The organism is Marinicella gelatinilytica, from assembly GCF_026410405.1.
Lineage (GTDB): Bacteria > Pseudomonadota > Gammaproteobacteria > Xanthomonadales > Marinicellaceae > Marinicella > Marinicella gelatinilytica.
Genome location: NZ_JAPMLN010000006.1, coordinates 27,129 through 41,432, shown reverse-complemented (window position 1 = coordinate 41,432; position 14,304 = coordinate 27,129). Strand labels below are relative to the sequence as shown.

The following is a 14,304-nucleotide window of genomic DNA, read 5'->3' as shown; positions in this document are numbered from 1 at the left end:
TATTGGTTTAATTCAATCGTTAAATTATTATGGTTAATCAATTTTTTGAGGCTTTATGGCAACAGTATACCGCCATCACGCCACAGGCCGCGGCGATTCATGAGTTACTGGCTGAACGGGGTGAGCAGCCGATAAATGACCATGTGGCTTTACGGACATTTGGTACAGAAAAATTAGGTTTACAAGCCTTAGCCCCTTTGATTGAACAGTTGGGCTATCAGGTCAAAGGGGATTATGAATTTACAGCTAAAAACCTCACGGCGGTCCATTTTGAACATGAAAAGGATCCGAATCATCCGAAAATATTTCTCAGTGAATTAAATGTTGAATCTCTCTCTGCTAATTTACAGGAGATTGTGACCGGATTAGATGCCCAAGTTGATTCTGCATTGACCCATAAGATTGACTTCTTATTTAGTGGTCGCCCATGGCAATTATCATTTGCCGACTACATTCAGCTATTACAAGAAAGTGAATATGCGGCATGGATGGCTGCATTTGGTTATCGCGCCAATCATTTTACGGTTTCAATTAATCATTTATTGACCTTTTTTGATATTCAAGCCCTGAATGTATTTTTACAAAATAAGGATTTTCGATTGAACGAATCAGGTGGTTTGGTTAAAGGCACGCCGGAACAGTTATTAGAGCAATCATCAACATTGGCGGACATGGTTCATGTTGAGTTTAAAGATGCCGAACACACCATTCCCGGCTGCTTTTATGAGTTTGCCAAACGCTATCCACAAGCCAATGGTCGTTTGTACCAGGGCTTTATCGCCGCTTCGGCTGATAAGATTTTTGAAAGTACGGACAGTCAAAAACCGGTCTAAATAATAAACCGGTTTTTTGACTTCTTTTAGAATTTAATATTACCGGGTGTGCGTGGGAACGCAATTACGTCACGCACATTGGATAAACCTGTAACATAACTGATTAAGCGTTCAAAACCGGCACCAAAACCGGAATGGGGTACGGTTCCGTAACGACGTAGGTCGGTGTACCATTTGTATTCCGCTTCATCTAAGTTATGGGCTTTCATTCGGTTCAACAGATAATCAAGGCGTTCTTCACGTTGTGAGCCACCCATAATTTCGCCGACGCCGGGCACCAGGACATCCATGGCGGCCACCGTTTTGCCGTCATCATTGAGACGCATATAAAACGGTTTGATTTCTTCGGGGTAGTTTTTTACTACGATGGGCTTTTTAAAATGCTGTTCGGTTAAATAACGCTCATGTTCGGTTTGTAAATCCAGACCCCATTTCACCGGATACTCAAACTTGGCATCGGCTTTTTCTAAAATGTCTAAGGCATCAGCATAATCGATTTGTTCAAAGTGATCATCGAGTAGGGTTTCTAAACGTTGAATACAGCCTTTATCAACAAACTGATTGAAAAATTGCATGTCGTCGGCGTTATTGTCGAGCACTTTGCGGACTAAAAATTTCAAAAAATCCTCAGCCAATTCTGCCATGTCATTTAGATCAGCAAATGCCACTTCCGGCTCAATCATCCAAAATTCCGCCAAATGTCGCTGGGTATGAGAGTTTTCAGCACGAAAGGTTGGGCCAAAGGTATACACCTTGCTTAAGGCACAGGCATAGGTTTCAGCATTTAATTGTCCGGAAACTGTTAAATAGGTCTCTTTACCAAAAAAATCCTCACTAAAATCCACATCACCTTTTTCCGTCTTGGGGATATTGAGTAAGTCTAAGTTGCTGACCCGAAACAAATCACCGGCACCTTCGCAGTCACTGGCAGTGATTATTGGGGTGTGTAGCCATAAGTAACCATTTTGATTGAAGTATTGGTGTACAGCTTGTGCCATGGTATTGCGAACCCGCATCATGGCGCTGAAGGTATTGGTTCGAGGGCGTAAGTGGGCAACCTCTCGTAAAAACTCCAGACTATGGCGTTTAGGTTGAACCGGATAGGTGTCGGGATTTTCAACCCAGCCAACCACCTTAACTTCATCGGCTTTTATTTCAAAATTCTGGCCTTTGCCCCCTGACTCAGTCAGGGTGCCATTAACAATCACTGAACAACCGGTGAATAATTTGGTTATTTCGGATTGATAGTTTGTTAGATCCTGATCAGCCACCACTTGAATGCCGTCAAAGCAGGAACCGTCATGAACCACTAAAAATGAGAAACCTTTGGCATCTCGGGTGGTGCGAATCCAACCTTTAATTTCAACCTTTGTTTCAGTGGGGACCTGGTTTTTCAATAAGCTTTTTATTGAATTATGCTGCATAATAATCTCGTGTATTGTTAGTCTTGTTTTTTAGGACCGTTGACAATGGCCTGTTCAACCGCATCAACAATCAAATCAACTTCCTGTTCAGTAATATTAAAGTGTGGAGTAAACCGTAAGGAATTTTCGCCACCATGAATAACACCCACGCCATGGAAACGTAAATATTCCTCAATACTGTCCTTGCCATAGGCTTTGAAATCATCGCTGAGTTCACAAGAAAACAACAAACCGGTGCCTTCTACGGCAGTTATCTCGCCATTTAAACGTTCCTTAAGTTCAGTCAGTTTGGTTTTGAACAACAGGCCTTTGTCTCGGATGTTTTGTTTTATATCCGGTGTCATATGGGTAATCACTTCATAGGCCACATCCAAGGCTTTGGGGTTAGCGGTCATGGTATTACCATAAATGCCTACCACATATAAAGAGGCTGCTTTGTCACTCAAAGCCAGTACCGAAAATGGATAATGTCCGGCATTAAGGGCTTTAGAGTAGGTTTCCATATCAGGCGCCGGTAATTCTTCAAAACCCGGGTAGTCACAAATAGACAAGCATCCTTGTGCGCGTAAACCCGCCTGGATAGAGTCAATCAACAATAACGAACCGTGTTCTTCAGTCAGCGTTCTGGCTTTGGCGTAAAACTCAGGGGTCAAAGCGACACCGGGATTGCCTTCGCCCATGACCGGTTCCATGAACAAAGATTCAATAAATTCATTGTTTTGAGCGGCTTGATCAAAAGCCTGTTCAAGTGCTTCAATGTCATTTATGGGAACTGTGATTAAGTTATTTCGTCCCTGGAATGAGGCCAGATTTTTCTTATAAGACTTTAAGGACGAATCTGAGTATTGAGCTGGGCGATCGGTTCGGCCATGAAATGCACCTTCTAAAGCCATGATTTTAATGGTTTTTCCGTAGTGATCACCTTTTTGGCCAGTGAGTCTTTTTGCATTAACATCAGAAATACGAGAAGCCACAGTAACCGCTTCAGAGCCTGAATTCATACAGATAAATTGGGTGAAAGGACAGTTTTCACGATTTAAGCCAATTTCTTTTTGTAATAAGTCTGTGAGTCGTCTTTGGTAAATATTACCAGTCATAATATTTGCCATGACATGGGGTTTGGCCATGGTTTTAAGCACATAATCAGGGGCATGACCCGCACCTAACATACCATAACCACCATTATCATGAAGAACAGCACCTTTTAAAGTAATGACCCATGGGCCTTTAGCGGCTAATGCCACGTAAGGATTGATGGCATCGCCTGCATAAAAATTGACAAAAGATTCTTGTACAAAAGCAATTTGATCGGCTTCATCTAAATCTATTATGTCCGGATAGCTTTGTTTAACAAAGTCATATTGTTCCACAGCATTGTCAATGGCAGTGGACAGATTTGGATCTTGCTCGATAAATGATTTAATTATCTCGTCACTTAAACCCTTTGTTAGTCTTTGGCCGCCGGCTGACTTTAATGTATGTAATTTGTCAATCATTGTCATAACTCATGTCTCTATCAAAATATCAGTGGCGCATTTTAGCATGAATTGCCATGAAAGCCACGTCCAGCGACTTGAGTCTAACTCAGTAATTAACCAATCTTAAATGGCTTGGAGTGGCTTCTAAGAAATGGGTTTGGTGGTGCCAGTCACCTAAAACAATGCGTGTGTTGTCACCATGCTGATGAACGGCTGGACGGTGGGTATGGCCATGAATTATTAAATTCACTTGATGTTGTTGGAATAATTGTTCAATCGCGACATTGTTAACATCCATGATGTCCATCGTGGAGCGGCCTGTGTGAGCTTGGCTCTGTTGTCGGGCTTGTCGCGCAAATTCAATACGTTCGGGAATGGAGTTAGCCAGAAATTGTTGTTGCCATTGGGGGTTTCTTAATTGTTTTCTGGCTTGTTGATAAGCAATGTCATCGGTGCATTGAGCATCGCCGTGCACCAACAACGTTGATCGTTCAAATAATTGAATAATTTCAGGTTCATGTAGAATAGCCAATTGACAGGTTTGTGCGAATTTTTCTCCCAATAAGAAATCCCTGTTCCCGGCCATAAAAAAACATTGGCAACCGTTTTCGGCCAGCATTATTAATTCGGTTTGAACTGTCTGGGCGACAGCATCGATGGCATCATCGCCCAACCAGTATTCAAATAAATCACCTAAAATATAAAGTCGTTCGGCATCTAAAGCTTGTCGTCGACAAAAATCAATAAAACGAGTCGTTATTTCAGGATGCTGTTCACATAAATGTAAGTCAGCTATAAATAAAATTTTACGACTTGGCATCTACATCAGCAGGTAGCTCAGTAATAATTGTCACATCTTCAATGACAACATTTTCTAAAGGCACATCCTGTCTAAAAGGCGGTTTACCGCCGGTTGGCTTGAAGCGTATTTCATCCACAACATCCATACCTTTAACAACTTCACCAAAAACTGCATAGCCCCAGGTATTGGTGTTTTGTTTGCCGGTGAAGTTTAAAGCGGCATTGTCCTGAACGTTTATAAAAAACTGTGAAGTCGCTGAATGGGGGTCCCCGGTTCTGGCCATGGCAATGGTGCCACGGTTGTTTTTGAGTTCATTGGTGGCTTCGTTTTCAATAGGGCCGCGGGGTGATTTACGTTGTAAATCTTCGGTAAATCCGCCACCTTGAATCATAAATGAACTAATAACGCGGTGGAAAATGGTGCCATCATAAAAGTCATCATTGATGTATTGCACAAAGTTAGCCACTGATTTGGGTGCTTTGTCGTCATATAATTTTAGGAAAATATCGCCTTCTGATGTCTGCATTTTGACAAAAGTGTTGTCAGCCATAACCGTAAAACCAGATAATAATAAGAATATTGCCAAGTATTTTTTCATGATTAGTAAGCAAATTTAAAAAAATGTCATGATACCCATAATGGCCATTGTTTTCCAGCAAAAACACTGGCATTTCAAGTCATTCATTCAATGCTATAATGTCGGGCTTTTATCGTATTTCGCACTATACATGAAGTCATTTTTTTCTCAGCCCCAAGATCAACCGATTAAACTGCTGTTACTGGGTGCCGGTGAATTAGGCAAGGAATTAACCATAGAGGCTCAGCGCATGGGTATAAATGTGGTCGCTGTAGACCGTTATAACAATGCACCGGCGATGCAAGTGGCTCAATCGTCACGGGTTATCAATATGCTTGACGCCGTACAATTGGCACAGTTAATTAAAGATGAAAAGCCAGACCTAATTGTTCCAGAAATAGAAGCCATCGCCACCGCTGCTTTAATTAAAGCTGAACAAGCGGGCTTTAGAGTGGTGCCTTCAGCAAAAGCGGCAGATTTAACATTAAACCGCAAAGGAATTCGTCATTTAGCCGCTGAAGAACTGGGAATAGAAACCAGTGACTATCGGTTTGTTGATAATTACCCTGATTTTTGTAAGGCCGTTGAAACCATAGGTTTGCCTTGTGTGGTCAAACCGGTTATCAGTTCATCAGGTAAAGGCCAAACCATTGTGCGAGAACCATCAGAATTTGAGTCAGCATGGCGAGTTAGTCAGGAAGCCGGTCGTGCCGGCGCCGGTGAAGTCATTGTTGAATCTTTTATTAAGTATGATTTTGAAATCACTCAATTAACAGTTCAACATGCGCAAGGTGTTACTTTTTGTGAACCCATTGGTCACTTACAACAAGCCGGTGATTACATCGAATCATGGCAACCACAGGCGTTAACAGCCACCACCATGGCAAAAGTCCGGGAAATGTCTGAAAAAATAACCACAGCTTTAGGCGGCTGGGGTATTTTTGGGGTTGAGTTTTTTATCCGAGGTGAAGATGTTATTTTTTCAGAAGTTTCTCCGCGACCCCATGATACTGGTATGGTGACCATGGTTTCCCAAGATCTGAGTCAGTTTGCGTTACACTTGCGGGCCATTTTGGGGCTACCCATTCCGGCCATTAAAAACTTCGAGCCAAGTGCATCTAAACCGCTATTAGGCACAGGTCAAGGCAATCACATAACATATACCGGTGTGGCTCAAGCTTTAACTCAAACCGGAACCCAAGTGCGGTTATTCGGTAAACCTGAGATAAACGGACAAAGAAGGTTAGGTGTGTGTTTAGCCACCGCGCGGTCTTTGAATGCCGCACGTAAAAAGGTTAATGATATGGCAGTGGCTATTGCTATTCATATTAATTCCAAGGACATATAATGACCATAGAAGCCTTTGCCACATGCCCTAAACAGTTGGAATTAATCCTTAAAGATGAAATCATTGCTTTAGGTGGTACTGAGGTTAAAGAAGCTTTGGCAGGGGTTCACTTTAAGATGTCACCGGCTGAATTTCCACGATTGATTATGTGGAGTCGTTTAGCTAATCGCATTATGATTAAATTGGGGGCATTTTCCTGCCGCAATAAAAATGATTTATACAATGCTGTCAGCACCATTCCGTGGCGTTCATTATGTCGTCAATTTCCCGACACCGTGGCAATACGATTCTCAGGTACCGGCCCCAGCTTAACCAATACCCATTTTTCATCTCAAGTGGTCAAAGATGCCGTGGTTGATCAATTATTTTCAAGTTTTGAGAAACGACCCAATGTGGTTAAGAAAGATGGTCACTTAAGTGTATATGGTCACCTACGTCACAATCAGTTAACCTTGTTTCAAGATATTACCGGCCATAGCTTACATCAGCGTGGGTATCGCACGGAAAATACCTTAGCACCCTTAAAAGAAAATTTAGCAGCAGCAATTCTTATTCGTGCAGGATGGCCGGAAAAAGCGCAGGAAAATTACCATTTAATCGATCCCATGTGCGGTTCAGGCACCTTGTTGTTAGAAGGCTGGGCCATGGCCACAGATTTAGCACCCAATAAAGACTATAAAAGTCATGCCTTGTTTAGTTGGCATCATTTTGACATAAATGGCTGGCATCAGTTGGTGGATGATGCTGAAGAAAGACATCAACAAGCGACTCAACGTTATCGTGGTCAAATCATTGGTGTTGACCATCATAAAAAATCGATTGAGCTGGCGCAGCATAACAGCCATAACCTGGCCGGCGGTGCGCGCATTGGTTTTCATTATCAAACCCTGGATAAATTTAAAATTCCGCCGAGAAATAATTTAATCGTTACTAATCCGCCTTATGGCGTGCGCTTACAGAAAAATTATTTATCCAGTTGGCGACAGTTGTCTGCCTGGTTGGCGAACAATGTTCGTGAAGCACAGGCAGCTATTTTAACGCCGGATGAATCATTGGCATGGTTATTAGGTTATAAGGAACAAGCCTCATATTTATTTTTTAACGGTCGTATACCAATACAACTGCGCTTAATGGATATCAATAAATCAAATCGCTTTACCGTACCTGATAACCAACATTTTGCGTTACCTTCTTCGGCACAGATGATGGCCAACCGTCTGAAAAAAAATAGAGCGAAACTGAGTGATTGGCTGACCCGGGACAACATTGATTGTTATCGGATTTACGATGCTGATATACCCGAATATTCAGTGGCTGTTGATTGTTACCATGACCACGTGGTGGTACAAGAGTATATGCCACCAAAAACCATTCCGGAAAAACAGGCTGAAAAGCATTTAAAGCAGGCGTTATTGGCAATTCAATCGGTATTACAACCACGACGTGAGCTGATTCATTTAAAAACCCGACGTAAGCAAAGCGGTGACAGTCAATATGAAAAACAAGCAGAAGGCGCCATAAAAGTAGTGAATGAACAAGGTCGTCGCTATCGCGTTGATTTTGAGACATATTTAGATACCGGATTGTTTTTAGATCACCGCTGGTTACGCCGTACCGTGCAAGCTATGTCTAAAAACAAACGTGTACTTAATTTATTTTGTTATACCGGCAGTATTTCTGTGGCTGCCGCTATGGGTGGTGCTGTCCAAGTGGATAGTGTTGATACCTCAAAAACATATTTACAATGGGCCAAAGATAATTTTGATTTGAATAATCTGAAAGGTAAACACAGGTTCTTGCGTCAGGATGTGATGAGTTTTTTAGATACCAGTAATGATGTTTATGATTTAATAATCGTCGATCCTCCGACTTTTTCAAATTCACATTCACGTGATGAAGATTGGATATTGCAGCAACATCATGATGAGATGATTAATCGCTGCATGCAGTTGCTGTCTCCCAGTGGAGAGTTATATTTTTCCAATAACTTTAAACAGTTTAAGTTAGATAAGAATTTATCGGATAAATATGATGTTAAAGATATCACGCAAGAAAGTCTGGATCCGGATTTTGCCGGTAGCAGTATCCACCACTGTTTTAAAATTCGCTTTAAGGATAAAATTCATTAACCCATCAATAAAATTCTATTATGATAAGTCTAATTAAAAACAAGGAATAAACCATGAAAATCATACTGTCACTTATTATGTTGTTGGGGTTTTGTGGTGTACAAGCCAGTGAAGATTATCAGATCTGGAAACAAGCTCGGGAAGACGGTTTACGAGCGCCGCATGGTTGGCTCTCTTTGGTGGGTATGGAATGGTTGTATCAAGGTGATAACCGCATTGGTGCCGCCGCAGATAATGATATTCACTTGTCCACAGGGCCTGATTATATAGGTGTCTTTAATTTAAACACTGATCAGACAGTTACTTTTACGCCTTTTACAGGTGTACAGGTTACTGCCAATGGTCAATTAGTGACAAAGACCATCCCTGTTTATGCCGATTTAGATGAACAAGACACAACCATTTTTCAAGTCGGCAGTTATGAGTTCCATGTCATTGAGCGCCATAAGAAAGCCTTGCGTATAAAGGATTCAAATGCAACAACAAGATTGGCATTCAAGGGTTTGGAATATTTCCCTGAACAAGAGTCTTATCGAGTTTGGGCGGATTTCACACCTTATGAACCAGCTAAAATAATTCAAATTGTGAATGTTCTTGGTCAATTGTTCGATGAGCCATCACCGGGCCGACTTGATTTTACTCTGAATGGTGAGCAATTAAGCATAGATGCATTTAATGGTGGAGATAGTTACTACTTGGTGTTTGGTGACAAAACCAATGGACGTTCAACCTACGGCCCAGGCCGGTTTCTGTATTCTGATGGTTTGGTCAATGATCAGGGTAAAGTGTTGTTGGATTTTAACAAAGCTTATAATCCGCCTTGTGCATTTACCCCATATTCAACATGCACTTTACCACCACTACAAAACCGCCTGAAAACAGCCGTTGAAGCCGGCGAAAAAAAATACGGAGATGGTCCTTATTGATGAATAAATAATGAGGCTTTAATTAAAGCGTTCAGCACTTAATGTTATCGGTTAAGATAGTCGCCCTTTGTGGTTACATTTCTCACTTGGAGTTAAATTAAATGAAAGGTATTGTTACTGTGATAAGCATTTGTTTGCTATTTTTAGCTGGATGCGAAAAAGAAAAATCAGTGTCATCCGATGCTAAGTCTAAACAATCAAATGAAAAACAACAACATCATATTGCTCTCGAGGATGTGGCTGTTAAACCTTCATCAAGTTTAGAAATCCGTGAATTTATTAGTTCGGAAATGATGGCTCTTTCACAACTTAGGCCTGAAAATATTAATTTTATTTATGTTCATTTATCTGGTGAAATAGTTAATGTAAACAGACAAGAAACATGGGCTGTAATAAAGGACGGAGATACATATGTTTTTGCTTATGGGCATGCTGGTATTGAAATGATGAAAAGTGAGTTATTAGGCCAGAAAGTCTATATTAGGGCTCTTATTGATAACAACCCATTGTCAAATAATATGATAAGCGAAATCATTAACGGTGGATTGTCACCCGGTAAAGTACCAATGTCTTTAAATAAAAACTATCAATTAAATACTACTAAAATAGCCAGTGTGAATTCAATAAATGAAGATGAATTTTTGAATCCATCAAACTAAACTTAGATAAATCAGGTTAAAAATTCATGTGACAATTGATTTAGTATTTGTTTTTGATGATCATCTAGAAATGGACTAATCATTTGTAGTATATGAAAAATGCCGTAGGACAGTTTCTTTTGTTCATCAAAATCGTCATCAAAAATAGCGACTGAATAGTTGAGCCAGAAAGTGGCGGTGAGGGCGATTTGATCCGCTAAGTTAGCACAAGTGGCGGCATCTGCTTTAAGGATATCCAAGCTTTGCAGTTGTTGCAGAATTTGTAAGGCTGTTTGTGACTTGAGTGCCAGAATTCGTCTGAAGTGGCGTTTCAAAAATTCGATGCGATTCATTAATTGAATCAAGTTACGATATAAAAATCGGTATTCCACAATCACATCAAACACCAGGTTCAAATACAACCACATGTCTTTCATGGTGGTGTTTTCAACATCCGGAATCGTTAAGACGTCCTGGATTTTAGTTTCGTAACGTAAGAACAACTGCCAAATAATATCGTTCTTACTTTTATAATGATAATATAAATTTCCGGGGCTGATATCCATTTCATCGGCAATGTGATTGGTGGTTACATTGGGCTCACCTTCTTCATTAAATAGTGTTAATGCAGTGAGTAGGATACGTTCCTTGGTGTTCATTTTCAGGCCGTGAGTTTGTTCACTAAATTAATATAGTTTTGTTTGGCTTCATCTTGACTCATGCCTTTGTTCTTTTCCCAGGCTTCATATTTAGCAGCACCCACAAAATCAAAAAAACCCGGCTTATCACCACTGACATCGCCCACAGAGCCCTGTTTATACAGTGCATATAATTTTAGCAAAGTGTCGTCATCGGGTTTTCGGGGTAATTTTTTTACGTCTATTTGCGCTTTCTCAAATGCATCATCTAATTCACTCATGGTATGATTATCAAATTATTAAGTTATCTTTATTTGACACGATTTTTATGCATCGGTCAATGATAAAAACGGGAGAACATGTCATGTCATACTTTGTTACCGGTGGCTCGGGTTTTATTGGCCGATTTTTACTGCCTAAATTATTTGATCGTACAGGTACAATTTATTTGTTGGTGCGTAGCGGCTCCAAAAACAAGCTTAAATCCATGTTAAAAGACATGGATGCGCCTATGGATCGGATTGAGCTTGTCTCCGGTGATTTAACGAAAAAGAACTTAGGCCTTAGCGCAAAACAAATCAGCACATTGTCAAATAACATAAAGCACTTTTTTCATCTGGCAGCCATTTATGACATGAGTGCCGGACTTGATGTGCAACAACAAGCCAATGTCGCTGGCACACAAAATGCGGTGGACTTAGCCGCTGAGCTAAAAGTATCATGTTTTCACCACATTTCATCCATTGCGGTGGCGGGTCTTTATCCGGGTGTTTTCAGAGAAGACATGTTTGAAGAGGCAGAAGGTTTGGAACATCCTTATTTCAGCACCAAACATGCTGCTGAAGCGGTGGTCAGAAAACAACAAAAAGTACCAGTGAGGATTTATCGACCGGCGATGGTTTTGGGGCATTCAGAAAGCGGTGAAATGGATAAAATTGACGGCCCTTATTATTTCTTTAAATTAATTCAAAAAATGCGCAAAGCGTTCCCGCAATGGATGCCGATGATGGGCATAGAGGGTGGGCGCTTAAACATGGTTCCGGTGGACTATGTGGTGGCGGTTATTGATCATATTGCGCATCAAAAAGGATTAGATGGTGGCTGTTTCCATATCACGGATCCAAAACCAAAACGCATTGGTACGGTGTTAAATATTTTTGCAGAGGCAGCCAATGCCCCACAAATGAATATGCGAATTGATGCACGGGTATTTAATTTTATTCCGGGTGCAGTCAAGCAGGGTTTAATGATGCTGTCTCCGGTTAAACGAATTCGTACTCAAATTCTCAATGATTTAGGTATTCCACCTGATATTCTTACTTTTATAAATTACCCAACACGGTTTGATGACCGAGAAACCCAAAAAGCCTTGAAAGGATCGGGCATAAAACTACCTAAGTTAAAGGATTATGCATGGGCACTTTGGGATTACTGGGAGCGTCATTTAGACCCTGATTTGTTTATTGATCGATCGTTGTCCGGTCGGGTAAAAGGTAAGCGAGTTATGGTTACCGGTGCCACATCCGGTATTGGCTTAGCAGTGGCGCAGATGTTAGCTGAAGCCGGCGCCAGATTGATTATTGTTGCACGTGGTGCCGATAAATTAAAAGAAACTGCCAAAGAGCTTAAACAAGCAGGTGCCGATGAGGTTCATGTCTACAGTGCTGATTTATCTGATGAAAAATCAGCCAATGGCTTAGTTCAAACTGTGGTGAATGAGTTAGGTGGTGTTGATATATTAATTAATAATGCCGGTCGTTCTATTCGACGCTCGATTGCGCTGTCTTATGATCGGTTTCATGATTTTGAACGTACCATGGACTTAAACTACTTTGGTTCTTTGCGTTTGATTATGGGTTTTCTGCCGGGTATGGCGGAACGTGGTTTAGGTCACGTTATTAATATATCCTCCATTGGCGTATTAACTAACGCCCCAAGATTCTCGGCATATGTGGCATCAAAAGCCGCCTTAGATGCATTTGCGCGTTGTGCAGCTGCGGAATATAATGATGTTAATGTGGCTTTCACCACCATTAATATGCCGTTGGTGAGAACACCCATGATAGCACCGACAAAAATGTATAATTCAGTGCCAACCATTTCTCCTGAAGAAGCAGCACTTTTTATTAAAGACGCCATTATTCGTCGTCCACAAAGAATTGCCACCCGCTTGGGCGTTTTTGCTCAGGTTATGCATGCACTGGCACCAAAATCCATGGAAGTGGTGATGAATACTGCTTTTAATATGTTCCCTGATTCTTCTGCTGCCTTAGGTGAAAAAGAAAGTGCCGCGAAAGATCCGTCACCAGAACAAATGGCCTTTGCCAGCCTGATGCGTGGAGTACACTGGTGATGCATTATGGAGATGTGACTGGTTTTTTACAGAAAATTAAAATGTTAATGGTTACAATAAGCAACTTTTTTGGGAGTGAGTCCACGTGTTTGAAATAGTAAGCAGCGGCGGTGTGGTAATGATTTTTTTATTGTTGCTGATGGCTTTGGCCATGATGATTGTGGCAGAACGTTTTTGGAGTTTGCGCAACAAAGAGATTATTCCTAATAAGTTGGCCAATGATGTCATTAAATGGGCCAAGAAAAAACAACTGGATGAGGCGCATGTAGAACGATTGGCCGGAAATTCTCCTTTGGGATATCTGATGGCAACCGCCATCAAACAACGTGACCGAGAGCGCTCGGATATTATTGAGGCAGTAGAAGATGCTGGTCGTCATGTTTCTCATCAACTGGAAAAACCATTACATTGGCTCCAAGCCATAGCCGAAGTGGCGCCTTTGTTGGGATTATTAGGAACTGTCATTGGCATGATGAAAGTGTTTGCCAGCATCATGGAGTTTGGTGTCGGCGACGCCAATCAGCTGGCCGGTGGTATATCGCAAGCCTTAACCACCACCGCAGCCGGTTTAATCGTGGCCATTCCGACGGTTTTGTTTTACCGTTACTTCAAAAACCGCATTGCTGATCAAACCATTGTTATGGAACAGCAGGTCATGCAGTTAATTGATAACTTGGCGCCGGCTGAAAAGTCATGAAGTTTTCCACGGAAGATAATAATTCTTCACGACTTAATCTGACGTCATTGATTGATGTGGTGTTTTTGTTGTTAATCTTTTTTATGGTCAGTACCACATTCGAAAAACAAAGCAAATTAAAAATTGAGTTACCCGAAGCTTCACAGCAGACCACTGTCAGTGAAAATCAAAATATAATCATTACCATCAACGCCAAAGGTACTTATTATATTAATGACCGTGAATTGTCTAACCAAGATGCCAAAGCCTTACAACAACAACTTGTGGATATTGCCGGTGACGACCGTGATATGAAAGTCTTGGTGAAAGCCGATGCCAATGCGTCGCATAAATATGTGGTCACAGTGTTAGATGTTTTAGGTCAATTGGGTTTTGAAGGTATTGCCATCGCCACCACTGAAAATAAACAGCCTTGAGAGGCCTTTGCATTATTCATGATTCAAATTAAAACCAAAATCGGG

At 41.2% G+C, this 14,304-nt stretch carries 14 protein-coding genes; 8 read left to right on the top strand and 6 right to left on the bottom strand.

Annotated elements, in window-relative coordinates:
- Positions 1 to 29 precede the first annotated feature (29 nt).
- Positions 30 to 833 (top strand): DUF1338 domain-containing protein, encoded by an 804-nt coding sequence (locus tag OS173_RS05305; RefSeq protein ID WP_267183230.1) that lies wholly within the window; start codon positions 30 to 32, stop codon positions 831 to 833.
- A gap of 26 nt (positions 834 to 859) precedes the next feature.
- Here the strand turns inward: OS173_RS05305 and asnS are convergent, their stop codons facing one another.
- The 4 genes from asnS to OS173_RS05285 form a co-directional block, all read right to left on the bottom strand.
- Complete coding sequence (asnS, locus tag OS173_RS05300) at positions 860 to 2,257, bottom strand: asparagine--tRNA ligase (protein ID WP_267183229.1); 1,398 nt, start codon at positions 2,255 to 2,257, stop codon at positions 860 to 862.
- 17 nt (positions 2,258 to 2,274) lie between these two features.
- Positions 2,275 to 3,759 carry an aminotransferase class III-fold pyridoxal phosphate-dependent enzyme gene (locus OS173_RS05295; RefSeq protein WP_267183228.1) on the bottom strand — a complete coding sequence of 495 codons (1,485 nt, stop codon included), beginning with the start codon at positions 3,757 to 3,759 and terminating at the stop codon, positions 2,275 to 2,277.
- An 82-nt stretch (positions 3,760 to 3,841) separates the two neighbouring features.
- The gene (locus tag OS173_RS05290; RefSeq protein ID WP_267183227.1) at positions 3,842 to 4,555 is read right to left on the bottom strand and encodes a UDP-2,3-diacylglucosamine diphosphatase; all 714 of its coding nucleotides are present in this window, start codon (positions 4,553 to 4,555) and stop codon (positions 3,842 to 3,844) included.
- A complete protein-coding gene (locus OS173_RS05285; protein WP_407659809.1) occupies positions 4,542 to 5,135 on the bottom strand; it encodes a peptidylprolyl isomerase in 594 nt (197 codons plus the stop codon). The genes OS173_RS05290 and OS173_RS05285 overlap by 14 nt, the downstream gene beginning before the upstream one ends.
- 130 nt (positions 5,136 to 5,265) lie before the next feature.
- Between OS173_RS05285 and purT the strand changes: the two genes are divergently transcribed.
- The 4 genes from purT (at position 5,266) to OS173_RS05265 (ending at position 10,176) form a co-directional block, all read left to right on the top strand.
- Positions 5,266 to 6,462 (top strand): formate-dependent phosphoribosylglycinamide formyltransferase, encoded by a 1,197-nt coding sequence (gene purT / locus OS173_RS05280; RefSeq protein WP_267183226.1) that lies wholly within the window; start codon positions 5,266 to 5,268, stop codon positions 6,460 to 6,462.
- Positions 6,462 to 8,591, top strand: coding sequence for a bifunctional 23S rRNA (guanine(2069)-N(7))-methyltransferase RlmK/23S rRNA (guanine(2445)-N(2))-methyltransferase RlmL (rlmKL, locus tag OS173_RS05275; RefSeq protein WP_267183225.1), 2,130 nt, complete (start codon positions 6,462 to 6,464; stop codon positions 8,589 to 8,591). The genes purT and rlmKL overlap by 1 nt, the downstream gene beginning before the upstream one ends.
- Positions 8,592 to 8,644: 53 nt before the next feature.
- Complete coding sequence (locus tag OS173_RS05270) at positions 8,645 to 9,517, top strand: DUF1684 domain-containing protein (protein ID WP_267183224.1); 873 nt, start codon at positions 8,645 to 8,647, stop codon at positions 9,515 to 9,517.
- A gap of 101 nt (positions 9,518 to 9,618) precedes the next feature.
- The gene (locus OS173_RS05265) at positions 9,619 to 10,176 is read left to right on the top strand and encodes a hypothetical protein (RefSeq protein ID WP_267183223.1); all 558 of its coding nucleotides are present in this window, start codon (positions 9,619 to 9,621) and stop codon (positions 10,174 to 10,176) included.
- An 11-nt stretch (positions 10,177 to 10,187) separates the two neighbouring features.
- Here OS173_RS05265 and OS173_RS05260 read toward each other — a convergent pair whose 3' ends face one another.
- On the bottom strand, positions 10,188 to 10,814 hold the full coding sequence (locus tag OS173_RS05260; RefSeq protein ID WP_267183222.1) for a TetR/AcrR family transcriptional regulator: 627 nt from the start codon (positions 10,812 to 10,814) through the stop codon (positions 10,188 to 10,190).
- 2 nt (positions 10,815 to 10,816) lie between these two features.
- The gene (locus tag OS173_RS05255; protein WP_267183221.1) at positions 10,817 to 11,074 is read right to left on the bottom strand and encodes an acyl-CoA-binding protein; all 258 of its coding nucleotides are present in this window, start codon (positions 11,072 to 11,074) and stop codon (positions 10,817 to 10,819) included.
- Between the two features lie 83 nt (positions 11,075 to 11,157).
- Between OS173_RS05255 and OS173_RS05250 the strand changes: the two genes are divergently transcribed.
- The 3 genes from OS173_RS05250 (at position 11,158) to OS173_RS05240 (ending at position 14,259) form a co-directional block, all read left to right on the top strand.
- On the top strand, positions 11,158 to 13,146 hold the full coding sequence (locus OS173_RS05250; protein WP_267183220.1) for an SDR family oxidoreductase: 1,989 nt from the start codon (positions 11,158 to 11,160) through the stop codon (positions 13,144 to 13,146).
- An 85-nt stretch (positions 13,147 to 13,231) separates the two neighbouring features.
- Positions 13,232 to 13,843, top strand: coding sequence for a MotA/TolQ/ExbB proton channel family protein (locus OS173_RS05245; protein ID WP_267183219.1), 612 nt, complete (start codon positions 13,232 to 13,234; stop codon positions 13,841 to 13,843).
- Positions 13,840 to 14,259: an ExbD/TolR family protein gene (locus OS173_RS05240; RefSeq protein ID WP_267183218.1), complete on the top strand. Its 420-nt coding sequence runs from the start codon at positions 13,840 to 13,842 to the stop codon at positions 14,257 to 14,259. Before OS173_RS05245 ends, OS173_RS05240 begins: the two co-directional genes overlap by 4 nt.
- Positions 14,260 to 14,304 lie beyond the last annotated feature (45 nt).